General features: G+C 70.7%; 15 protein-coding genes and 1 tRNA gene. 11 read left to right on the top strand and 5 right to left on the bottom strand.

Going from position 1 to position 23,503, the window contains the following annotated elements; genetic code table 11:
* Nucleotides 1-121: 121 nt before the first annotated feature.
* The 4 genes from WBG79_RS05205 to WBG79_RS05190 all read left to right on the top strand — a co-directional run bounded on the left by WBG79_RS05205 (nucleotide 122) and on the right by WBG79_RS05190 (nucleotide 4,494).
* Nucleotides 122-1,861, top strand: coding sequence for a glucan ABC transporter ATP-binding protein/ permease (locus tag WBG79_RS05205; protein ID WP_337356044.1), 1,740 nt, complete (start codon nucleotides 122-124; stop codon nucleotides 1,859-1,861).
* A 207-nt stretch (nucleotides 1,862-2,068) separates the two neighbouring features.
* Nucleotides 2,069-3,376, top strand: a complete 1,308-nt coding sequence (locus WBG79_RS05200; protein WP_443147408.1) for a glycerate kinase type-2 family protein — start codon at nucleotides 2,069-2,071, stop codon at nucleotides 3,374-3,376.
* Nucleotides 3,377-3,476: 100 nt separating this feature from the next.
* Entirely contained in the window at nucleotides 3,477-4,196 is a 720-nt protein-coding gene (locus tag WBG79_RS05195; protein WP_337356042.1) for an AzlC family ABC transporter permease, read from the top strand.
* Nucleotides 4,189-4,494 carry an AzlD family protein gene (locus tag WBG79_RS05190; protein ID WP_337356041.1) on the top strand — a complete coding sequence of 102 codons (306 nt, stop codon included), beginning with the start codon at nucleotides 4,189-4,191 and terminating at the stop codon, nucleotides 4,492-4,494. The genes WBG79_RS05195 and WBG79_RS05190 overlap by 8 nt, the downstream gene beginning before the upstream one ends.
* Here the strand turns inward: WBG79_RS05190 and WBG79_RS05185 are convergent.
* Nucleotides 4,480-6,102 (bottom strand): bifunctional aminoglycoside phosphotransferase/ATP-binding protein, encoded by a 1,623-nt coding sequence (locus WBG79_RS05185; RefSeq protein WP_337356040.1) that lies wholly within the window; start codon nucleotides 6,100-6,102, stop codon nucleotides 4,480-4,482. The genes WBG79_RS05190 and WBG79_RS05185 overlap by 15 nt on opposite strands.
* Before the next feature lie 129 nt (nucleotides 6,103-6,231).
* Between WBG79_RS05185 and WBG79_RS05180 the strand changes: the two genes are divergently transcribed.
* The 4 genes from WBG79_RS05180 to WBG79_RS05165 all read left to right on the top strand — a co-directional run bounded on the left by WBG79_RS05180 (nucleotide 6,232) and on the right by WBG79_RS05165 (nucleotide 9,184).
* Complete coding sequence (locus WBG79_RS05180; RefSeq protein WP_337356039.1) at nucleotides 6,232-6,609, top strand: hypothetical protein; 378 nt, start codon at nucleotides 6,232-6,234, stop codon at nucleotides 6,607-6,609.
* Nucleotides 6,610-6,732: 123 nt separating this feature from the next.
* Entirely contained in the window at nucleotides 6,733-7,200 is a 468-nt protein-coding gene (locus tag WBG79_RS05175; RefSeq protein ID WP_337356038.1) for an Hsp20/alpha crystallin family protein, read from the top strand.
* Between the two features lie 125 nt (nucleotides 7,201-7,325).
* Nucleotides 7,326-9,005, top strand: coding sequence for a thiamine pyrophosphate-binding protein (locus tag WBG79_RS05170; RefSeq protein ID WP_337356037.1), 1,680 nt, complete (start codon nucleotides 7,326-7,328; stop codon nucleotides 9,003-9,005).
* Nucleotides 9,006-9,107: 102 nt separating this feature from the next.
* Nucleotides 9,108-9,184: transfer RNA gene (locus tag WBG79_RS05165), tRNA-Arg, on the top strand.
* 94 nt (nucleotides 9,185-9,278) lie between these two features.
* On the opposite strand, the gene WBG79_RS05160 is transcribed toward WBG79_RS05165, so the two are convergent.
* Nucleotides 9,279-12,557 (bottom strand): PAS domain S-box protein, encoded by a 3,279-nt coding sequence (locus WBG79_RS05160; RefSeq protein WP_337357890.1) that lies wholly within the window; start codon nucleotides 12,555-12,557, stop codon nucleotides 9,279-9,281.
* A gap of 465 nt (nucleotides 12,558-13,022) precedes the next feature.
* On the opposite strand from WBG79_RS05160, the gene WBG79_RS05155 reads away from it, so the two are divergent.
* Both WBG79_RS05155 and WBG79_RS05150 read left to right on the top strand, forming a co-directional pair.
* Nucleotides 13,023-14,663, top strand: a complete 1,641-nt coding sequence (locus WBG79_RS05155; RefSeq protein ID WP_337356036.1) for an arylsulfatase — start codon at nucleotides 13,023-13,025, stop codon at nucleotides 14,661-14,663.
* A gap of 67 nt (nucleotides 14,664-14,730) precedes the next feature.
* On the top strand, nucleotides 14,731-15,735 hold the full coding sequence (locus tag WBG79_RS05150; RefSeq protein WP_443147407.1) for an HAD family hydrolase: 1,005 nt from the start codon (nucleotides 14,731-14,733) through the stop codon (nucleotides 15,733-15,735).
* Nucleotides 15,736-15,790: 55 nt separating this feature from the next.
* On the opposite strand, the gene WBG79_RS05145 is transcribed toward WBG79_RS05150, so the two are convergent.
* The 3 genes from WBG79_RS05145 to WBG79_RS05135 all read right to left on the bottom strand — a co-directional run bounded on the left by WBG79_RS05145 (nucleotide 15,791) and on the right by WBG79_RS05135 (nucleotide 21,490).
* Nucleotides 15,791-18,196 (bottom strand): tetratricopeptide repeat protein, encoded by a 2,406-nt coding sequence (locus tag WBG79_RS05145; RefSeq protein ID WP_337356035.1) that lies wholly within the window; start codon nucleotides 18,194-18,196, stop codon nucleotides 15,791-15,793.
* 296 nt (nucleotides 18,197-18,492) lie between these two features.
* Entirely contained in the window at nucleotides 18,493-19,446 is a 954-nt protein-coding gene (locus tag WBG79_RS05140; protein ID WP_337356034.1) for an FAD:protein FMN transferase, read from the bottom strand.
* Nucleotides 19,439-21,490, bottom strand: a complete 2,052-nt coding sequence (locus tag WBG79_RS05135; RefSeq protein ID WP_337356033.1) for a 4Fe-4S binding protein — start codon at nucleotides 21,488-21,490, stop codon at nucleotides 19,439-19,441. The genes WBG79_RS05140 and WBG79_RS05135 overlap by 8 nt, the downstream gene beginning before the upstream one ends.
* 174 nt (nucleotides 21,491-21,664) lie before the next feature.
* Here WBG79_RS05135 and WBG79_RS05130 point away from each other — a divergent pair, with 174 nt between their 5' ends.
* On the top strand, nucleotides 21,665-23,434 hold the full coding sequence (locus tag WBG79_RS05130; RefSeq protein ID WP_337356032.1) for a cytochrome D1 domain-containing protein: 1,770 nt from the start codon (nucleotides 21,665-21,667) through the stop codon (nucleotides 23,432-23,434).
* Nucleotides 23,435-23,503 lie beyond the last annotated feature (69 nt).

Genomic DNA, 23,503 nt, shown 5'->3' with positions numbered 1-23,503 from the left:
TGACTAAAACTGAATTTGTCCCCGCGGGCCACGCGGGCATGCCGGGAAGGGTTCCTGGCCGTTGCCTTTCGGCCGGTCGCCTTCCATAACTTTTTCCCCGATGCGAGGGTCTCGTACTCCCATGCCGTTCCTCACCATCTACGCCCGCGCCGTCGGCCTGCTCGGCCCGGAAAAGAGGTTCGCGCTCGGGCTCAGCCTGACGGGCGTGGCGCTGGCGTTCCTGGGGCTGGCCGAGCCGCTCCTCTTCGGCAAGGTGATCGACGCGCTGGCGAACGACCGGCCCGCCATGCCCTTCGTCGGGGCCTGGGCCCTGATCGGCTTCACGGGCGTGGCGGCCAACGTCTTCATCGCGCTCCACGCCGACCGGATCGCCCATACGCGCCGGGTCGGGGTGATGAAGCAGTTCTTCGAGCACGTGGTCGCGCTGCCGGCGTCGTTCCACTCGGAGGCGCAGTCGGGGCGGCTGATCGGCATCATGCTGGCCGGGTCCGACAACCTCTTCGCCTTCTGGCTCGCCATGTTCCGCGAGCACCTGACCTCGATCGTGATGCTCGTCGTGCTCCTGCCGACGGCGCTCTACCTCAACTGGATCATGGGATCGCTCCTGATCGTCCTGATGGCGATCTACGTCGGCATTTCCATGGTGGTGGTGCGCAAGACCCATTTCGGCCAGGCGGAGGCCTCGCGGCGGCACGCGGAACTGTCGGGCCGGGTCGGCGACGTGATCGGCAACGTCACGGTCATCCAGAGCTTCGTGCGCCTCGCGGAGGAGACGCGCGCCCTGCAGGTCGTGATGAACAACCTCCTGGCCGCGCAGTTGCCGGTCCTCACCTGGTGGGCGCTCACCACGGTGCTGACGCGCGGCGCCTCGACGCTCACCATCGTCTGCATCTTCGCGCTCGGCACCACCCTGCATGGGCTGGGGCGCATCTCGGTCGGCGAGATCGTCAGCTTCATCGGCTTCGCGACGGCGCTGATCGGGCGGCTCGACCAGCTCACCTTCTTCCTGTCGCGCCTCGTTTTCGAAGCAGCGGCGATGCGGCAATTCTTCGAGGTGCTCGACCAGAGCTCGACGATCCGGGTGAAGCCGAACGCGCCGGACCTGGTGGTCAGCCGCGGCCACGTTCGCTTCGAAAATGTGAGCTTCCGGTATCCGGGCGCCGCCTCGGGCGTGACCGACATCGACTTCGAGGCCCTGCCCGGCCAGACGGTGGCGATCGTCGGCCCGACCGGATCGGGCAAGTCGACGACGCTCGCGCTCCTGCAGCGGGTGCGCGACCCGGACCGGGGCCGCATCGTCATCGACGGCCAGGACATCGCGGAGGTGCAACTCGATTCCGTGCGGCGCGCGATCGGGGTGGTGTTCCAGGATCCCGGGCTGTTCGACCGCTCGATCGCGGAGAATCTCAGGATCGGCAGGCCCGACGCGACCGAGCAGGAGATCCGGGAGGCGGCACGGCTCGCCGAATGCGAGGTCTTCGTGACGTCCAAGCCCGGCGGCTACGATTTCCGGGCCGGCGAGCGCGGACGGTCGCTCTCGGGCGGCGAGCGCCAGCGGCTCGCCATCGCGCGGGCCATCCTCAAGAACGCCCCGATCCTGATCCTCGACGAGGCGACGAGCGCGCTCGACACGGAGACCGAGTCTAAGATCAAGCTCGCCCTCGACCGACTGTCGCGCGGGCGCACGACCTTCATCATCGCGCATCGCCTCTCGACGGTGCGGTCGGCGGACCAGATCCTGTTCATGGAGAACGGCCACATCGTCGAGCGCGGTACCTTCGACAGCCTGTCGGCGGCCGGCGGGCGGTTCGCCGACCTGATCGCGGCCGGCAGCCTGGAGGACGACGCGCCAGGGGCCTAGGACCGGGCGGCGCCGGACGGGACGGCGGAACGGCCCCGCCGCAAGGCCAAGATCGAGGCGGCCCGCGGTCCGGCGGACCGCGCTTCGGCCGCTCCCCGCACCCCGGCCCGGGGGTGCGGCATGGCGACCGGCCCGCGCTATGCCGCATCCCGGCCGGCGCGCTGCGGCCGGTATGGTGGCGCCTTGACGGGCCGGCTCCTTCGGGCGATGCCTGTCCGCCCGCCTGACCGCCCTCGACGAGGATCCCCGACCGTGACCGCCGATCCCCGCGACCTGCTCGCCCGCATGTTCGCCGCCGCCGTGGCGGCCGCCGACCCCGCCCTCCTGGTGCCGCGGCACCTGCCGGAGCGGCCGAAGGGGCGGACGATCGTGGTCGGCGCCGGCAAGGCCTCGGCCGCGATGGCGCGGGCCTTCGAGACCGCCTGGGACGGGCCCATCGAGGGGCTGGTGGTCACCCGCTACGGCCATGCGGTCCCGTGCGAGCGGATCGAGATCGTGGAGGCGTCGCACCCCGTTCCGGATGCCGCCGGGCGCGCGGCGGCGGGGCGCATGCTCGACCTCCTGCGCGGGCTGACGGCCGACGATCTCGTCGTCGCGCTGATCTCGGGCGGCGGCTCGGCCCTGCTTGCCGCACCCGCGGCGGGCCTCACGCTCGAGGACAAGCAGGACATCAACCGGCGGCTCCTCAAGTCGGGGGCGGACATCACCGAGATGAACTGCGTCCGCAAGCACCTCTCCGCCGTGAAGGGCGGACGGCTCGCCGCCGCAGCCGCGCCGGCGCGCATCCACACGCTCCTGATCTCCGACGTGCCCGGGGACGACCCGGGGGTGATCGCGTCCGGCCCGACGGTGCCGGACCCGACCAGCTTCGCGGACGCCCGGGCGATCCTCGCCCGCTACGGCATCGACGGGCCCGACGCGGTCATCCGGCATCTCGAAAGGGCCGAGGCGGAGACGCCGAAGCCGGGCGACCCGGTCTTCGCCCGCAATACGGTGGCGATGATCGCCACGCCGCAGATGTCACTCGAGGCGGCGGCGGCCGTCGCCCGGGAGGCCGGCGTCGCCCCCCTGATCCTCTCGGACTGCATCGAGGGCGAGGCGCGTGAGGTGGCGCGCGTCATGGCCGGCGTTGCCCGGCAGGTGCGCGCCTACGGGCAGCCGATCGGCGCGCCGGCCGTCCTCATCTCGGGCGGCGAGACGACCGTAACGGTGCGCGGCAAGGGCCGTGGCGGGCGCAACGTCGAATACCTGCTCGGCCTGGCGGTCGCCTTGCGGGGGCTTCCCGGCGTGCATGCGGTGGCGGGCGACACGGACGGGGTCGACGGCGCCGAGGAGGTGGCTGGCGCCTTCCTGTCGCCCGAGACGCTGGAGCGGGCCCGTGCGCTCGGCATCGATGCGGCGGCGAGCCTCGCCGACAACGACGGCCACGGCTTCTTCGAGGCCCTCGGCGACCGCCTCGTGACCGGGCCGACCCTCACCAACGTCAACGATTTCCGGGCCGTGCTCGTCCTCTGAGGCGCACGCCGCCGAGCCGGCATGCGCGCCATGCGGGCCGGGGGCGCTCTCGCGGGCGCCAAGGCATGCTACGTCGGTCGGCGTCGCCGCCGGAGCCGCCATGTCGGATGCCATGCCGCAGTTCACACGCGCCGGGTTCCTGCTCGGGGTGCGCCTCTCCCTGCCGATCCTGCCCGGCATCGCGGCCTTCGCGCTGGCCTACGGCACGGTCGCGGTCCAGAAGGGGCTGACGCTCGCCGAGGCGGCGGTGATGAGCGCGCTCGTCTACGCAGGCGCGTCCCAACTCGTCGGGCTTGAGATCTGGACGACCCCGCTGACGCCGGCGGCAGCGGTGGCGGTCGTCGGCGTCGTGGCGGCCATCAACCTGCGGCTCATCCTGATGGGCGCGGCGCTCAGGCCCTGGCTCGGCGGCGTCCCGGCCCGGCAGGTCTACCCGGCGCTCGGCATCCTCACCGACGCCAACTGGGTGATCGCACTGCGCTACCGGGCGGAGGGCGGCAACGACTGGGCGGTCCTGGTCGGGTCGGGCCTGGTGATCTGGATGGTCTGGGCGGGGGCGGCGATCCCCGGCTACCTGTTCGGGGCCCTGGTCGCGGACCCGCGCCGCTGGGGGCTCGACCTGATGATGCCGGCCTTCTTCGTCGCCATGCTGGTGCCGCTCTGGCGGGGGCCGCGCCGGTCGCTGCCCTGGATCGTCTCGGGCGTGGTCTCGCTCGCCACCGCGGAGCTCGTGGCGGGCTACTGGTTCATCGTGACCGGCGCCGTCACCGGATCGCTCGCGGGCGCGATCCTGGGACCGAGGGACGGCGGCGATGCCTGACAGCGTCCCGGCCTGGCTCGTCATCCTCGCCATGGCGGCCGTGACCTACGGGCTGCGCGCCGGCGGCTACCTGGTGATGGGCCGAGTCACCCTGACCCCGCCCGTGCGCCGCGCCCTGGAGGCCCTGCCGGGCGCCATCCTGATCGCCACGGTGGCGCCGGTCGCGCTGCGGGGCGGCGGCGTCGCGCTCGCCGCTCTGGCGGTGACGGCGGCCGTCATGGCGCTCAGCCGCAAGGACACCCTGGCGGTCGCGGCCGCGGTCGGCGTGGCGGCGCTGGCGCGGTCATTCGGGCTCTGACAGCGGGACGCCGACCCTGGCCAGGGCGGCGCGGGCGGTCGCGAAGGTCTCCCCGGGGCTGCCGCCCGAGCCGACGCGGATCCAGTCGAGCGGACCGAGGTCGTAGCCGTCCTGCACGCGCACCACCGAACCGTCGGCATCGGACGCGTCGGCGGTCCGCCGCTCGACCCGGCCTAGGCGGGTGTCCAGGGGGGCCTCCAGCCAGAGGCCGGCGAAGCGCGCCTGCGCGGCGCCGGCCGCCCGCGCGAAGGCCTGCCGCTCCTCCGGGCGCGCCGCGACCGCGTCCACCACCACGGCCCGGCCGGCCGCCAGCCCGGTGCGGGCGAGGCGGGCGATGAGGTCGAAGACCTCGGCCCGGCGCTCGGGCGCGTAGGCCTCCGGCGGCAGCGGCTCATGCTCGGGGGCGCGTTGCAGGAGCTTGCGGATGACGTCGGTCCTGAGATGCAGGGCGCCGGGGGCGCGGCCGAGGAGGGGCGCGAGCCGGCGGGCGAGGGTCGACTTGCCGGTGCCGGAGAGCCCACCGACGGCGACCAGCACGGGCTCGGCCGGGTCCAGGTAGCGCCGGGCGGCGTCGAAGTAGCCCAGCGCGCTCCGGCGCAGGGCCGCGGCGTCCGGCCCGCCGACAGCGGCGGCGCGGGCGGCCGTCACCTTGGCGCGGATGGCGGCGCGCATCATCAGGAAGAACGGCAGGGCCGCGAGGGCTTCGGTCTCGCGCCGGAGCAGGTCCGCCACGTCGCCGCCGCGGCGTGCCTCGTGGCGGACGGTCTCGACCAGGAAGCGGTTCAGGAGCAGCGCGGCTTCGGCCCGGTGGCCGCGCTCGTCGAGGTCCATGACCAGGAAGCCGGCGTCGTACAGGAGGTCGGCGGTGGCGATCGCGTCGTCGAACTCGATGCCGTCGAAGACGACGGGCCGGCCGTCGACCAGCACGACGTTGCCGGCGTGCAGGTCGCCGTGCAGGAGGCGGACGGTGCCGAGGCGGCCGCGTTCGGCGAGGAGGTCGGCGATGCGACCGTGCCAGGCGCGCGCGGCGGCGGCGAGGCCGGCGACGGCGGCGGGCGGAAAGAGGTCCGGCTCGGCCCGGAAGGCGGCGTCGTTCTGCTCGACGTAGCGGGCGAGGTCGTCGATCCAGGGCCCGGCGTCGCGGGGCGGCGCGAGCGCCTGGGCGGCGGCGACGGAGCGGGCGAGATCGGCCACGAGGGGCTCCGGCAGGGGCCCCTCCGCGAGGACGCGGTCGAGCGTGCGGGTCTCGTCGAAACGGGCCATCTCGACGAGCCATTCGACGGCCGGGCCGTCGCCGCCGAGGGCGAAGCCGCCGCCGGCCGGCGCGGTGACCGGGACGGCGCGCCGGTAGATCTCCGGGGCGGCGGGCGCGTTGCGCTCGACCTCGCGGCGGCAGGCAGCCTCCCGGCGCTCGAGCGTGGAATAGTCCAGGAAGGGGAAGCGGACGGCCTTCTTCAGCTTCCAGGCGGTGGGGCCGGCGAGGAACACGAGGTTGGCGTGGGTCTCGACGACCTGCACGGGTCCCTCGAGCCCATGGGTCGCGGGATCCGCCAGCCAGCGCCGGACGGCGTCCTGGCCGCCGGGAACGGACGATTCGTGTGCGGACATCGGCCCCTCGTGACGTTGGCGGCGGCGATCCCCATCTCGAATGCCAGGCCGCGGGGATCCGCGTTGACGGAGGTCAATGCCGGCCGCCCGGCACCGGCCATGATCGCCCGAACGACCCGGAGGATACGGATGGGCCCGATCGCTTTGAAGAAGATTCGCCTGAACCTCGCCCGCACGCGGGAGCATCCGAACGGGTCGGCGCGCCACGGCTACGAGTTCCTGGCGCCGCTCGACGGGTCCGGCCACATCGATGCCGAAGCGTGGCGCAAGGCGCGCGAGCATTGTCGCGTCCGCCGTTTCTGGGGCGACGAGGACGAGGACATCGGCCATCTGGTGCACCGGCCGGGCGGAAGCTGGGCCTTCCACTACGACGTGGCGGGAGACGAGGACGACGAGGCGGGCTACCGGTTCGGCAGCCATGCCTTCAACCCCGGCGAATACGTCTCGATCCGGGACGAGGACGGGGAGTTGAACACGTTCCAGGTCGTCACCGTCACGACCGTCTGACGGCTTGCGGCAGGTCAAAGCCGCGCCGATTTTATATCGCATACTACAAATGTGTTGCTGGCCGAGCCCTCCCCGGGTCGGCCGGACCGCGCCGATCCACCACGGTCCAAGGAGAGGACGACCATGAAATCGCTTTTCCCGACGCTCTGGGGCAACGACCCGCGCGACCCGTTCAAGAGCCTGCGCGAGGAGATCGACCAGGTCTTCGACAGCTTCGGCAAGGGCCTGCCGGCCAGCCTCAAGGCCTTCGCCGGACCGAAGTTCCCGGCCGTCGACGTGGCGGAGACCGCGGAGGCGCTGGAGGTGACGGCGGAACTGCCGGGGGTCGACGAGAAGGACGTCGACCTCACGGTCACCTCGGATGCGCTGACGATCCGGGGCGAGAAGAAGTCCGAGCACGAGGAGACGGACAAGAACGTCCACCTCGTCGAGCGCAGCTACGGCTCCTTCTCGCGGACCGTTCCCCTCCCCTTCGCGGCCGATCCGAAGGCCGTCGAGGCGACCTTCCGGAACGGCGTCCTGAAGATCCACGTGCCGAAGCCGGCGGAGGCGAAGAAGCCGGTGGAGAAGATCGCCATCAAGACGGCGTAGCGGCTCCGTTTCCGAGGCGCTTGCTCGGCGTGGGCGGGCCTCGTCCGCGCCGCGGCGCTTTTTTCCGCCGGCCGAACCGGATATGGGAGACGGGCGCCGCGGACCGGCGCGGGAGAGGGCCGGACGTGACCGACGAGGCGACGAACAGGACGACGGGCGCGCGGCTGCTCGTGGAAGCGCTTGAGCGGAACGGCGTCGAGCGGGTCTTCTGCGTGCCGGGCGAGAGCTATCTCGCGGTTCTCGACGCGCTGCACGACAGCCCGGTGGCGACCGTCGTCTGCCGGCACGAGTCGGGGGCCGCCATGATGGCCGAGGCGACGGGCAAGCTGACGGGGCGGCCGGGGATCGCCTTCGTGACGCGCGGCCCCGGCGCCACCAACGCGGCCGCCGGTCTGCACGTGGCGCGCCAGGATTCGACGCCGATGATCCTCTTCATCGGCCAGATCGAGCGCGGCTTCCGCCATCGCGAAGCCTTCCAGGAGATGGATTACGGGGCGGTGTTCGGGTCCGTCGCCAAGTGGGTGGCGGAGATCGACAGCGCCGACCGGGTGCCCGAGATGATCTCGCACGCCTTCCACACGGCGACCGCGGGGCGGCCTGGCCCGGTCGTCCTGGCGCTTCCCGAGGACATGCTGGTGGAGACCGCCGCGGCGGTGGCGGCGGAGCCGTGCGAACCGGTGGAGACGCATCCGGGCCTGAACCAGATGTGGGACCTGCAGAAGCGGCTGTGGGCGGCGGAACGGCCGCTCGCCATTCTCGGCGGCTCCCGCTGGAGCGAGACGGCGGTCCGCCGCTTCGCCCGCTTCGCCGAGGCCTTCGACCTGCCGGTCGCCTGCTCGTTCCGGCGCCAGATGCTGTTCGACCACCTCGACCCGCGCTATGCCGGCGACGTCGGCATCGGCCTCAACCCGAAACTCAAGGCGCGCATCGACGCGGCCGATCTGCTGCTGATGGTCGGCGGCCGACTCTCCGAGATGCCGAGCCAGAGCTACACGCTCCTCGGCATCCCGAACCCACGGCAGACGCTCGTGCATGTGCATCCGGGTGCGGAGGAACTCGGCCGGGTCTACCGGCCGGCGGTCGCCGTCAACGCCAGCCCGGCGGCCTTCGCGGCCGCGGCCGAGAGCCTGCAGCCGCCGCACGGGGAGATCCGCTGGCGCGGCTGGACGCGGGAGGCGCATGCCGACTACAGGGCCTGGTCGGAGGCCCTGCCGACGATTCCCGGGCCGGTGCAGACCGGCGCGGTTATCGAGCATCTGCGCCGGGTGCTGCCCGACGACGCCATCCTGACCACCGGGGCCGGCAACTACGCCACCTGGGTGCACCGCTTCTGGCGCTTCCGGCGCTATGGGACGCAGGCCTCGCCGACCTCCGGCTCCATGGGCTACGGCCTGCCGGCTGCGATCGGGGCGAAGCTTCAGTTTCCGGACCGCCCGGTCGTCTGCTTCGCGGGCGACGGCTGCTACCAGATGACCATGCAAGAGTTCGGCACCGCGGTCCAATACGGCGCCGCGGTGGTGGTGGTGCTGGTCGACAACGGCATCTACGGCACGATCCGCATGCACCAGGAGCGGGAATATCCGGCGCGCGTCCACGGCACGGACCTGCTCAACCCCGACTTCGCGGCCCTGGCGCGCGCCTATGGCGGCCTCGGCCTCACCGTGGACCGCACCGAGCAGATCCCCGCCGCCCTCGACGAGGCGCTCGCGGCCGGGCGGCCGGCCCTCGTCCACCTCAAGGTCGACCCGGAGGGCATCACCCCGACGACGACGATCTCGGCCTTGCGCAACCGGGCGCGGGGGTGAGACGATCGCCGAGGCGCCCGCCTTCCCGGTTGCCGACGCCCCCCGGATCGGCTATTCAGACCTCGCCGGCGCCATCCAGCAGGGCCCGGCGGAAACACCGACGCACCCGTAGCTCAGCTGGATAGAGCGTTGCCCTCCGAAGGCAGAGGTCACAGGTTCGAATCCTGTCGGGTGCGCCATCTCACGAGCCGAATGGCTACAGCATTCTGACTGGCGCGCTGGTGTCGTCCTCAGGTGGCCGACGCGAAGAGCTACCCAACAAACCCAGCCAAGTCATTCATGTGCGGTGTGAGGCTTCGCGACGGCTGCCAGTGCCAGGGCGAGTTCGTCCTTTCGGAAGGGCTTGGTGAGGCGGGGCAGGTCGGGCGCGATGCCGTCCGCCTCGGCATAGCCCGACACGATCAAGACCGGCAGGCCGGGGCTGCGATCGCGGATGATGCGCGTGAGTTCGGCGCCGCTCAGGCCCGGCATCAGGTGATCGGTCACCACCAGGTCCACGCGCGCGCCGCTCCCCATCAGGCGGAGCGCTTCCTCCGCCGAGGCCGCCTCGACGACCCCGTAGCCGAGTTCGCTCAGCATGTCCGCCGTGCTCAGGCGAACCAGATCCTCGTCGTCGACGATCAACGCCTTGCCGCGTCCGCGGACCGACGCCGAATCGGAAGGAGCGGGCGGCTCGGCCGGCATCGCCTCGGCCTGCGGCAACCAGAGCTCGATGTCGGTGCCCAGCCCTAGCTTGCTCGCGATGGTCAGGGCGCCGCCGAGCTGGGAGGCCAGCCCGTGGACCATGCTGAGGCCGAGCCCCGTGCCCTTTCCGACCCCTTTCGTCGAGAAGAACGGCTCCACGGCACGGGACAGCGTCGCCTCGTCCATCCCCGCGCCCGTATCGGCGACAGAAAGTCGGATGTACCGTCCGGGCCTGAGCTCGAGACCTCCGTCCCGCTCGATCCTGTCCGCCGCCGCGCTGATCCGAAGCGTCCCGCCGTCCGGCATGGCGTCCCGGGCATTCACGGCGAGGTTCAGGAGCGCCATCTCGAGTTGGTTCGGGTCCGCCGTGGCGGGCGGCAAATCGGGCTCGGCATCCACCACGACCCTGATCTGCGGACCGGTCGTGCTCGCCACCAACTCCGCCATGTTCCTCACCAGCCTGGTGATGTCCACCGCAACCGGCTGAAGGGGCTGGCGCCGCGCGAATGCGAGAAGGCGTTGGACGAGGAGCTTCGCCCGGTCGGCGGATTGGGCGGCGCCGGCGATCAGCCTCTGCTGGCGGTCATCGCCCAGTCCGTTGCGCTGGAGCATGTCGAGCGCGCCCACGATCGGCGTCAGCAGGTTGTTGAAGTCGTGGGCGACGCCGCCGGTAAGCTGGCCCATCGCCTCCATCTTCTGGCTCTGGCGCAGGGCTTCCCGGGCCGCCTCCAGCTCGGCTTCGCGCGCCTTGGAGTGGCTGAGGTCGCGCCCGACGGCGATGAAATTGATCCCGTCGGATTCGGGAGCGACCGTCCACTCGATGTGCTTGAAGCCTCCCTCCTTCGTGGCGATGCGGTTCTCGAACCGGCTCGGCTTCATCGTTTCCGCCATCGTGGCGATGGCCGCCAAAGTGGGGGGCATGTCGTCCGGATGCATGAAGGTCCCGTAGCCGCGGCTCAGCAGTTCGGCTTCGCTCCAGCCCAGAACATGAGTCCATGCGGGGCTGACGGCCGACATCATGCCGCTGTAGTCGGCACGGGCGAGCATGTCCTGGGAAAGATTCCAGAGACGGTCGCGTTCCGCCGAGCGTGCCGCGACCTGAGCCTCGAGGGTCTCGTTCAACTCCCTCAGGCGGGCCTCGGCGCTCTTTCGATCGGTGATGTCGAGAACGAACTCGAAGCCGGTCCCGTCGGGCAGGAGCTTGGCCGCGAAGAGCGCCCACCAGCGCGACCCGTCCTTGCGGACGTATTCCTTCTCGTAGGGCGTGGTGACGCCACGCGCCTTCAGTTCCGCAAAGGCCCGCTCTGACGTGTGCCTATGCTCGGGCGGGGTCAGCCGCTGCCACGTCACCTGACCTGTCGCGAGATCAGCACGCGTGTACCCGCTCATCTTCAGAAAGGCGTCGTTGGCGTCGGTCAGCGTGCCGGTCATGTCGAAGTAGATCGCACCCGCCGTCTCGATCGTCAGGGCGGTGCGGAGCCGCTCCTCGCTCACCCGCAGAGCCTGCTCGGCCTGCTTCGTCGCGGTCATGTCGCGCGAGACGGACAGGAGCTTCTCCGGGCGACCGTCCGGACCAGCGATCGGCGTGACGATCACGTCCCACCAACGCGGGTTTCCCTTCATGGTCGGGGCGAGGCCCTGAAACCTTCCGGTGCCGCCGCGCTTCGCGTCGTCCACGGCGGCCTGCGCCCTGGCTCGACCCTCCCTGTCCCAGAACCGGGGCCAGAGGGCACCCCTGATGGACGCGACGTCGTCGACCTCCATCGCGCAGAGCCCGCCTTCCGACATGAACTCGAGCCGGGCGTCCAGGCCGAGCACCTTGATGCAGTCGGCGGAGGCGCCGAGAATGCGGCGGTTGAACTCCTCGCTCTCCCGCAGCTCCTGCTCGGCGGTGCGGCGGGCGATCGCCGCGTGGGTGCGTTCAGCGAAGTCGCGCACGAAGGCGATCTCCTCGTCCGCCCAAACGCGAGGGACGGGCGAGTGAACGAACAACTGCCCGACCGTGCGCCCATTCTCGACCACGGGCACGTCGAGGTGGGCCTTGATCCGAAGCTTCTGAAACGAACCGGCGTTCGCAGCGGTCCGCGGGTCCGTCTCGACATTCGCGTTCGCGACGATCCTGCCCACCCGCAGATCATCGAGGTAGGATCCGTAGTCGGAGAAGCGGTGCAGGCCGGCCAGGTCGTCGTATCCGGGCGCGAACCAGCTTCTTTCGACCCGGGTGGTTCCCGCGTCGTGGTCGATCGCCCCGTAGCCGACGCGCGAGGCTCCGAGCGCCTCGCCGAGCAGTTCCGACGCGACAAAGGACAGATCCGCCGTGTTGACGACGTCGCGCAGCCGCTCGTCCAGCCGCAGGAGGGCGTCGCGGCGGCGAGCGGCCAAGACCTGCGCGGTGGTTTCGGCCACGGCGCAGAACATGCCGGCGACCTTGCCGGTCTCGTCGCGCACCGGAGAATACGAGAAGGTGAACCAGGTGTCCTCGTCGCGGCCCCGCCGGTTCATCCTGAGGGGCAGGTTCTCCCGGTAGATCGCCTCGCCCGCCATGGCGGCGTCGATCAGCGGCAGGATGTCGGGCCAGATCTCCGGCCAGATCTCGACGAAGCGCCGGCCGAGAGCCCGGGGGTGCTTGGCGCCGAGGATTTCCGCATAGGGATCGTTGTAGAGAAAGCCGAGCTCGGCACCCCACGCCACGAACATCGGGAACTTCGAATGGAGCAGCAGCCCGACGACCGAGCGCAGCGACTGCGGCCAGCCGTCAGGCGGGCCGAGCGGCGAACCGGACCAATCGTGGGCACGCATCAGCGCCCCGACGCCGCCGCCTGCGGCGAGAAAGTTCGGGGTCTCGGCCGGTTCGGTCGTGGGGGACATGGGATCAACTCGGGTGTGATGGCGAAGCGGGCCCCGCTCCTCCGACGGGCACAGATCTGCGAGGTCGCGGGAGAGCCGACGCCTGCATTCGCCGGTGCCGCCGCAACTGGCACACACGACGTACTCAGTCGGTGTCAGGTTCCGAGCGGCGCAAATCGGGGCCGGCGATAGGGGTGTGGTGCACCGCAAATGAGCGGTCGCGAAATCCTCGGAACAATCCGCTGACAAATTTACACGGGCCCGCGATAGCGTCAAACCGAGCTTACGGTGCCGCGGGCGACCAAACGGCTCTTCTGCCCCTTTATGCAGCAGGGCTTATGGTAAGTATCACTACTTAAATTATCTCCCTCTACTTGATGTCTATGTCGCCTGGCTTCGCAAATTTCCCGATTCTCTGCCGCTGCTGCTTCATGTATTACAGCAACCAGCTCGGCGACATGCCTTCGAGCATTTACGGGGGGATCAATGTATTCGACAAGAATTCTAGTTTCGTTCGCAGCGGGTCTACTTGCTTCGGCGTATACGCCCGCCTCGGCGCAGAACGCGAAGCCCAATATCCTGTTCATCGTCTCAGACGATACAGGATATGGCGATCTCGGACCCTATGGCGGCGGCGAGGGCCGGGGCATGCCGACGCCGAACATCGATCGGCTCGCCAGCGACGGCATGACGTTCTTCTCTTTCTACGCGCAGCCGAGCTGCACGCCGGGTCGCGCCGCCATGCAGACGGGACGCATCCCGAACCGCAGCGGCATGACGACAGTGGCCTTCCAAGGCCAGGGCGGCGGGCTGCCGGCGGCGGAATGGACGCTCGCCTCCGTGCTCAAGCAGGTGGGGTACCAGACCTACTTCACCGGCAAGTGGCATCTCGGCGAGGCGGACTACGCGCTCCCCACCGCGCAGGGCTACGACGAGATGAAGTATGTCGGGCTCTACCATCTGAACGCCTACACGTATGCCGATCCGACCTGGTTCCCGGACATGGATCCGGAGCTTCGGGCCATGTTCCAGAAGGTCACGGTCGGCGCGCTGTCCGGGAAGGCCGGCGAGAAGGCCAAGGAGGACTTCAAGATCAACGGGCAATATGTCGACACACCGGAAAAGGGCGTGGTCGGCATCCCGTATTTCGACGGCTATGTGGAGAAGGCGGCGCTCGAATTCCTCGACAAGGCGGCGGCTGATCCGTCGAAGCCCTTCTTCATCAACGTGAACTTCATGAAGGTGCACCAGCCGAACATGCCGGCTCCGGAGTATCAGCTGAAGTCCATGTCGAAGACCAAATACGCCGACAGCGTGGTCGAGCTCGACTCGCGCATCGGGCGCATCATGGACAAGCTGCGGGCGAGCGGCTTGGACAAGAACACGCTCGTCTTCTACACGACCGACAACGGCGCCTGGCAGGACGTCTATCCGGATGCCGGCTATACGCCCTTCCGGGGCACCAAGGGCACGCTGCGCGAGGGCGGCAACCGTGTCCCGGCGATCGCGGTCTGGCCGGGCAAGACCAAACCCGCCACGAAGAACCACGAAATCGTCGGCGGCCTCGACCTGATGGCCACGTTCGCGAGCGCGGCCGGCGTCAAGCTGCCGGAGAAAGACCGCGAGGGTCAGCCGATCATCTTCGACAGCTACGACCTGACCCCGGTGCTGACCGGCTCCGGCAAGACGCCCCGCAAGGCCTGGTTCTACTTCACGGAGAACGAGTTGACCCCCGGCGCCGCCCGCGTCGGACACTACAAGGCGGTGTTCAACCTGCGCGGCGACAACGGTCAGCCCACCGGCGGCCTGGCGGTCGATACCAACCTCGGCTGGAAGGGCCCGGAGAAGTACGTCGCCATCGTGCCCCAGGTCTTCGACCTGTGGCAGGATCCGCAGGAGCGCTACGACGTCTTCATGAACAATTACACCGAGCACACGTGGACGTTGGTCACCATCAGCGAAGCCATCAAGGATCTGATGAAGACCTACGTCCAGTATCCGCCGCGCAAGTTGCAGAGCGAGGGCTATACGGGTCCGGTGACCCTGACCAGCTACCAGCGGTTCCAGTGGGTGCGCGAGCAGCTCGCCAAGGAAGGCGTGAGCATCGCCCTTCCGAGCGGCAACTGATCGATGATGAAGCGGCCCGGCACTCGCCGGGCCGTGACCTTCCATCCGAACCTCCCGGGCGTCCATCATGCTGAAGACCATGCTGAAGATCGGCCTAGCCCTCGTGGTGGCCGGCCCCCTCTGGCTCGGCGGTGCGGCCGCCCAGCAATCCGACCCGCTCCCGTCCTGGAACGACGGTCCCGCCAAGCGCTCGATCATCGAGTTCGTGACCACGGTGACGCGCGAGGGATCGCCGGACTTCGTCGCACCGGCCGATCGCCTCGCCGTCTTCGACAACGACGGCACGCTCTGGCCCGAGCAGCCGATGTATGTGCAGCTCGCCTTCGCGCTCGACCGGATCAAGGCGCTCGCGCCGATGAATCCCGACTGGAAGGACCGCCAGCCGTTCAAGGCGGCCCTCGAGGGCGACCTCAGGACGCTGGCGTCGGGCGGCAACCGGGCGATCGCCGACCTCGTGACGGCGAGCCATGCGGGCATGACCTCGTCCCAGTTCACCGCGATCGTGACCGCCTGGCTGGCCAGCGCCCGCCATCCGCGCTTCGGCACTCCCTACACGGACCTCGCCTATCAGCCCATGCGCGAGGTGCTCGCCTATCTCGGAGCCAATGGCTTCACCACCGCGATCGTATCGGGGGGCGGCCTGGAGTTCATGCGGCCCTGGACCGAGCGGGTCTACGGCGTGGCGAAGGAACGCGTCATCGGGTCGACCATCAAGACGCGCTTCGAGATGCGCGACGGCCGGCCGGAGCTCTTCCGCCTGCCGGAGGTGGACTTCGTGGACGACGGCCCCGGCAAGCCGGTCGGGATCGACAGGCAGATGGGCGCCCGCCCGATCGCGGCCTTCGGGAACTCGGACGGCGACCTGCAGATGCTGCAGTGGACGACCATGTCGGGCGGACGGCGTCTCGGCGTGATCGTGCATCACACGGATGGCGAGCGGGAGTTCGCCTATGACCGCGCCTCGCCGTTCGGCCACCTGGACAAGGCCCTCGATGCAGCGGCGGCGAACAGATGGACGGTCGTCGACATGAAGCGGGACTGGAAGACGATCTTCGCGCCGGTCAAGCCCTGAGGACGACGGGGCGGGAGACGGATCCTGTCCCGCACCTCCCGCCCGGGACCAGGCGTCACCGGCGTGCCCGAAGCTCCTGGATGAGGCGGGCGAGCGCGGGATCGACCGGGCCTAATCCGGCGAGTTCCTCCGCGTAGCGCAGCGCGCCGGCCAGGTCGCCGGCGTCCCGGCTGAAGCCGACCAGCGCCATCAGCGTCTCGCGGTGGCGCGGATGCCGCTCGAGATTGCGCCTGAGGGCCGCCATGGCCTCGACGCGCTGCCCCGTCGAATGGAGCGCGACCGCGTAGGTGTAGCCGTAGCGCGGGTTGGCCGGGTCCGTCTCGGCGGCCCGGGCCAGGGCCTCGACGGCCTCGCCGATGCGTTTCGCGCGGACCAGGGCGAGCCCGAGGGCGTGATGCAGGGCTGCCGCTCCGGGGTTCACGGCGAGCGCGGATCGCAGCACCGCCTCGCCCTCGCCGTCCCGCCGGAGGGCCCGGTAGAGATCGGCGAGGTTGACGGCCGCGGGGGCGAACTGCGGGTCGAGGCGGAGCGCGGCCTTGAACTCGGCCTCGGCCTCGGTCGCAGACCCGCGGCGGGCCAGGAAGTTCCCGAGTTCCATGCGCGCTTCCGGACGCTCGGCGATGAGCCGCTGCGCGGCGACCAAGTCGGCGGCGGCGCGTTCGAAACGCTCCCGATCCCCGGGCGACAGTTGCGCCGTGGGAACCTCGGCGAGGAGCGAGACGGCCCGGATGCGAACGCCCCGGACCGGATCGGCCAGGAGCGGTGCCGCGATCGGCCAGACGTCGCGCAGCGGGGCGCCCTCGATGAGGTCGAGCGCGCCGATCCGCAGCATCGGATCGGGGCTGCCGGCGCCCGCACGCGCCAGGCCGAGGGTCTGCGGGGTGGGCAGGCCGTTCAGGGCCGCGAGGGCGCCGGCGCGCGCGAAGGCGGGGACCGCCCCGTCGCCCGCCACGGCGGCGAGGAGCCGTGCGGCGTCGGGCCGATCGGTCCAGGCGGCATTGAAGGCGGGCCCGTAGGCCTGGAATCCCTTCCGATCCGGTCCGTGCCAGGCCTGGACGGCATCAGCCGCCCATTGGGCCGGCTTGTCCTTGTGGCACGCATTGCAGGCGTTGGGCGTGCCGATCGCGACGGTCAAGTCCGGCCGGGGGACGCGGAAGCCGTGATCGTGGCGCGGGTCCACGACCATGTAGGTGACGACCGGCATATGGCACGAGGCACAGGAGGGCGGCGTGGCAGCGCTCTCGTGGCGGTGGTGAGTGGCAACGGCATACTTGTCCCCCGCATGGCATTGCAGGCAGGTCGCGTCGCCGGCGAGGCGCAGCTTGCCGCCATGCGGATCGTGGCAGTCGCTGCAGGTCACTCCGGCCGCGTACATCCGGCTCTGCTTGAAGGAGCCATAGGTATAGACCTCGTCCTGCATCTGCCCGTCGGCATGGTAGAGGCCGCGGGAGAGCGGGGTCACGCGGTGGGTCTCGGAGAGCCACCGGCCCGGCACCCAATCCTCCGATTGCTGCAGGCGGCGGGCGTGGCAGAGCCCGCAAGTCTCGACCTCCTTGCGCAGGGTGGCGGGCGCACCGCTGCGCCGGGCGTTGCCGGTCCCGGGGTCGAGCGACCAGGTGATACCGTTGCGCTCGGCATAGGCCACGAGAAGGCCGAGAGCGGGGTCGTCGGCCAGGGCCGAGGGCCGCCCGCTCTGCCGGGCCTCGGCCCAGGCGACGTGTCGCGACCCCTGACCGTGGCAGCTCTCGCAGCCGACGCTGATTTCCGCCCAGGTGCTCGCGAAACGGTCCGCCGCGGCGTCGTAGTTCCGCCGGAGGCCAGTCGAGTGGCATTCGGCGCACATGAAGTTCCAGTTCTGGCTGGGCTTGGTCCAGTGGAGCTCGTCCGTGTGCGGGATCGGTTCGTTCGGGTAGAGGTGGAACCAGCGCTGCCCGCCCCGGTCCGCCGGCCTCGTGTCCCAGGCGACGGAGAGGGCCTGGATGCGCCCGTCCGGGAAGGCGATCAGGTATTGCTGCAGCGGCTCGACGCCGAACGTGTAGGCGATCTCGTAGACGGTCGGCTTGCCGTCGGGACCGTCCGTCTCGACCATGAACCGCGGGCCGTCCCGAAAGAAGCGGGTCGCGACGCCGTGGTGCTCTAAGCGGGCCCCGGCGAAGTCGCCCTTCACGGAGGCCTCCGTCGCGGGCTCCATCGCGTGCCGGTGCTGCGAGCGTCGCCAGAGGTCGGCTTCGGTCTTGTGGCAGCCGGCGCAGGTCTCGCTGCCGACGTAGGTCGCCGCGGGTTCCGGCCCCTGGGCGGAGGACGCCTCGAAGGCGACGGGCGCGAGAAGCGCGAACGCGACGAGCAGGGCGGCCGCGGACCAGAGCCGCAGGCCGCGGCCGGCGCTTCGCCCCGGACGGACGCCATCGGGCCCGGCTCCCGGACCGCGGCGCGCACCGGGTTCGCCGTCGGGTCTGGTCATGGGCGATCCGGCTCCCTTGCAAGGCTCATCCACGACGCCCATTCGCATCGTCAACCGTAGGCGACACGGTCTTCACGGGCCGTCAAGGGCTTGTGGGGGTCCCACATGCGATGTCGGGCATGTTTTCCCCGTTTGTGGGTCTGCGCAACCTCGTCGGTCCGCAGGGGAAGACGCCCTTGCGGACCCTGGCGGCGCGTGCGCGTGCGGTCGAGAGGGTGCGGGTAAGGGACTGCGGCCTGCGCAAGGTCATGCCGTCGGCCGTCGCGCCGGCGATCCGGTCCGCCCTGCCCCTCCCCTCACCCGAACACGAACTCGCGGCCGGCCTGGTCGCGGACGGCGACCGTGAGGTCGTTCCTGTCCTTCACGATCTCGGCGATGACCTCCGGGGGGGCCGATGCCAGGCCGGTGGCCAGGGCGTCGGCTTCGGCGGCGGTGGGGGCGGTGACGACGATGCGCTGCCAGAGGTCGGCGGGGCGGCCGGTCAGGGGGTCGAAGAGGTGGTGGTAGGGGCCGCCGCGGAAGCGCAGCCCGTCGGGGGCAGAGACCGCGAGGGCGCCGGCGGCCAGGGTCCGCTCGCCGCCGCCGCGTAGCCCGACGCGCCAGAGGCCTCGGGCCGGGGGGCCTCCGGCGCGGATCTCGCCGAGGTCGGCGAGGACGGCGGCGAAACCGTGGGCCGCCAGAATCCCGGCGGCGCGGTCGGCGATCCACCCCTGGGCGACGCCGTTGAGGGTCAGCCGGACGCCGGGCGGCAGGACGACCGCCGCGCCGTCCGCCGCGACGCGGCCGAAGCCGATCGCCGCGCGGGCCTCGGCCAGCGCCGCCGGCGGGGGCGGGCCGTCGTGGTCGGCGAACCAGGCGGCGGTCGCCTCGAAGAGGGGCTGGACGGTCGGGTCGAAGCGCCCGCCCGTGCGCCGGTGGACGTCGCGGGCCATCGCGAGGCAGGCGACGAGGTCGTGGGGCGGGGCGTCGAGCCGGCCGGTGCGGTTGAGCCTGGAGAGGGCGCTGTCGGCGCGGAACAGGCTGAAGACCGCCTCGAGGCGCTCCACCTCCAGGCGGACGGCCTCGACAGCGGCGCGGGCGGTCTCCGCCTCCCCGCCCTCCAGGACGATCTCGGCGTCGGCGCCGAGGGCCGTGCCGCGCCAGGTCCGGCGGAGGGCACCGGCGGGGGCCGGGGCGGAGGCGAGCACCGGCGCGGCGGCGAGGAGGGCCAGGACGCGGCGGCGGGTCGGAGGCCGGTCGGGCTCAGCCATGGGACGCTCCTTCGCCGGCCTCGGGCGCGCGTCGACGGGCCCGCTGCTTCAGCACCAGGCAGGTGTCGGCGTCGTGGTAGTTCGCCTGGCAGCGCAGGCAGTAGATGCATTCGTTGGCGCTGATGCGGCCGATCGGGTCGATCGCCTCGACGGTGCAGGTGGTCTCGCAGACGTGGCATTCCCGGCCGCATTGCGGGCGCCGGTGCAGCCAGTCGAAGAGCTTCAGCTTGGCCGGCAGGGCGAGCCCGGCGCCGAGCGGGCAGAGATAGCGGCAGTAGAAGCGCTCGACGAAGAGGCCGGCGGCGAGGAGCGCGAGGGCGTAGAGGACGAAGGGCCAGTCGCGGGCGAACTTCAGGATCACGACCGTCTTGAACGGCTCGATCTCGGCGAGCCGGAAGGCGTCCGCCACCGATTGCAGCGACAGCGCCATGATGGCCAGGAAGCCGATGTACTTGAGCATCCAGAGCCGCTCGTGCAGGGCCCAGGGCATGCGAACCTGGCGGATGCCGAGCCGGCGGGCGGCGGCGTTGGCGAGTTCCTGCAGGGCGCCGAAGGGGCAGAGCCAGCCGCAGAACACGCCGCGCCCCCAGAACACCAGGGCGACCGCCACGAAGGACCAGAGGACGAAGACCAGCGGGTCGACGAGGAAGAGGTCCCAGCGGAAGCCGGCCAGCAAGGCCTGCGCGAAGGTGACGACATTGACGACGGAGAGCTGCGCGCCCGCGTAGAGGCCCAGGAAGCCGACCGTCGCCGCTAGGAAGCCGAGGCGGACGACCTTATAGCGGGTCGGATTCCGGACGACCGCATCCTGGAAGAGCAGGATGCCCGTGAGGACGGTCAGCATGACACCGAGGCCGGCCAGCTCGCCGCGGCGGGACCACCAGATGCCATGCCAGGCGGGGGCATCGGCGGACGGCGCGACGGCGGGCGGGGGGCGGACCACATAGGCGTCGGGGACACGGTAGGGCAGGAGCCATTCGCCCGTCGCCACCGTGCCGTCCGGCCGCTCGCGCGTGACGAGGACGGCGAGCGAGAAGGGCGCCGTGGGGTCGAATCCGGACGCGGCGTCGATCCGGAACAGGGCGTATTCGCGGAAGGCGGGCGCGCCGAGCGCGGCGGGCAGTCCTGTCAGGCCCTGGTGATGGTCGGCGGCGAGCTTCAGGGTCAGCGCGCCCTGGCGCAGCTCGATGCGGTCGAAGGTGCCGGACTGGCGCCAGGCGGTGCCCTTGAAGGAATAGAGGCCGTCGCCGGCCACGAAGAGGTGGCTGTCCTCCGGCCCGGCGCCCGCCAGGGCGCTCTCGAAGAGGCGTCGTCCGACGAGGTTCTGGCCGATGGTCGGCGGCGTCGCGAGCGCGACGGCGAGATCCAGGAAGGTGCCGTCCTGGTCGTCCGCGGGCAGGCCGAGGCGGGCGGCGACGTCGGCTGGCCGGAGGGTCAGACGGGTGACGGCCCCCTCGGCCTGGAGCTCGGGCCAGGTCCGGACCGCGTATCGTTCGCGGTCGAGGCGGGGCCGTCCGGGGCCCGTCCCGAGCAGGCCGCGCGACAGGGCGACGGCGCGCGCGGAGCGCAGGACGGCCTCGGCGATGACGGTGGAGGACACGGTGGCGCCGGCGATCCGGTCGATGCCCTCCGCAGAGCGCGAGGATTCGCCCCGGAACGTGAGCGGCCGGCTCGGATCGGCTCCGGCCAGCGCCTCCACGAAGGCGGCCAGCCGCTCCTGGGAGATGCCCACGACCAGGATGGGTTCCTCGTGGCGGACGAGGCGCGCCCCGGCGATCCGGCCCGCGGTGTCCAGTCCGACCTGAACGTCGATCGGCTTGCCGGAGTAGCCGAGCGAGCCGGAGACCTCGTGGGTGGACAGGAGGTAGCCGAGGAGGACGCCGTCGCGCGTCACGGGGCGGGCGGGCGGGTCGCCCTCCACGGGGCCGGCGGCCGCGCCGGCGCCGAAGAACAGCGCCGCGAGCTCGGCGGTGCGGGCGGGTGTCGGCGAGAGGCCGGCGACCAAGAGGGCCAGCAGGAGGAGAACGCGGGCCAGGCAGCGCATTCGGACGTCCCGGTTGGAGCCCGGAAACCCTAGCGGCAGGCGCGTGGGAGCTCTTGACGATCGTCAACCCGCGGCCGGCGGGCACGCCTAAGCTCCGGTCTTGTCAATCGTCAAGGAACCGCACCGCCCCTTGGTCAACCGTCCCCCGCGCAGCAACCCTTCGGAGGGTAAACCATGCCCCTACGCATTCAATCGGAGGCCGGACTCCTCGGCAGCGTCGCGCTTGTCGTGGCGCTCTCGCTGACCGGCGGCGCCGCCGCGCAGACGCAACCGAACCCGGCGGACGTGAAGAAGCACGAGACGACGCCCGGCGGCCAGTATCAGCCGAGCCTCGACGTGCTCGGCGAGAAGGCCGTCGAGCAGCCCGGCACCAAGCCCGGCTCGCCGCAGCTCAGCGAGGCCGAATTCAAGCGCGCGAACCAGATCTACTTCGAGCGCTGCGCCGGCTGCCACGGCGTGCTCCGCAAGGGCGCGACCGGCAAGCCGCTGACGACCGACGTCACCAAGAAGAACGGCTACGAGTACCTGCGTGACTTCATCACCTACGGGTCTCCGGCCGGCATGCCGAACTGGGGCACGTCGAACGAGCTGACCAAGGACGAAGTGGACCTGATGGCCCGCTACCTGCTGAACGACCCGGCGCAGCCGCCGGAGTTCGGCATGGCCGAGATGCGGGCGAGCTGGAAGGTCGTGGTGCCGGTCGAACAGCGGCCGACCAAGCAGATGAACAAGCTCGACATCGACAACCTCTTCTCGGTGACGCTCCGCGACACCGGCGAGGTGGCGCTGATCGACGGCGCGACGAAGCAGATCGTGACCCGGCTGAAGACCGGCTACGCGGTCCACATCTCGCGCATCTCCGCCTCGGGACGCTACCTCTACGTGATCGGCCGCGACGCCAAGATCAACCTGATCGACCTGTGGATGGAGACGCCGGCGACGGTCGCCGAGCTCAAGGTCGGCAATGAGGCCCGCTCGGTCGAGACCTCGAAGTACAAGGGCTACGAGGACAAGTACGCGATCGCGGGGGCCTACTGGCCGCCTCAGTACGTGCTGATGGACGGCGCCACGCTCGAGCCGCTCAAGATCGTGTCCACGCGCGGCATGATCTACGACGAGCAGACCTACCATCCCGAGCCGCGCGTCGCCTCGATCGTGGCCTCGCATTTCAAGCCCGAGTTCCTGGTCAACGTGAAGGAGACGGGCAAGATCCGCCTGGTCGACTACTCGGACATCAAGAACCTGAAGGAGACCGAGATCGAGGCCGAGCGCTTCCTGCACGACGGCGGATTCGACTCCTCGAAGCGGTACTTCATGGTCGCCGCCAACGCCCGCAGCAAGGTGGCGGTCGTCGACATGAAGGAGAGCCGGCTCGTCAAAGTCATCGACACCAAGGGCCAGACGCCGCATCCCGGGCGCGGCGCCAACTTCGTGCATCCGAAATACGGACCGGTCTGGGCGACCGGGCATCTCGGCGACGAGACGATCACGCTCATCGGTACCGACCCGGAGAAGCATCCGAAGGAGGCCTGGACGGTCGTCCAGACACTGTCCGGACAGGGCGGCGGCTCGCTGTTCCTGAAGACGCACCCGAAGTCGCACTACCTCTACGTCGACACGACGCTCAATCCCGAGCCCGAGATCGCCTCCTCGGTGGCGGTGTTCGACATCAAGGACCTCGGCCAGGACAAGCCCAAGTACAAGGTCCTGCCGATCGGCGAGTGGTCAGGCATCAAGGAAGGCCAGCGCCGCGTGGTGCAGGGCGAGTTCAACAAGGACGGGACCGAGATCTGGTTCTCGGTGTGGAACGGCAAGTCGCAGGAATCGGCGATAGTGGTCGTCGACGACCAGACGCTGAAGCTGAAGAACGTCATCAAGGACAAGAGCCTGGTGACCCCGACCGGCAAGTTCAACGTCCTCAATACACGCGACGACATCTACTGAGGCTGCGCGCTTCTCCCGCCGCGGGATCCCCCTTCCTCCCCCGCGGCGGGAGCTTTTTCTCCGATCCTT

The sequence above is a fragment of the Prosthecomicrobium sp. N25 genome (assembly GCF_037203705.1).
Lineage (GTDB): Bacteria > Pseudomonadota > Alphaproteobacteria > Rhizobiales > Ancalomicrobiaceae > Prosthecodimorpha.
Note: the sequence above shows the minus strand (reverse complement) of the source record. Positions and strands in the feature narration are given on the sequence as shown.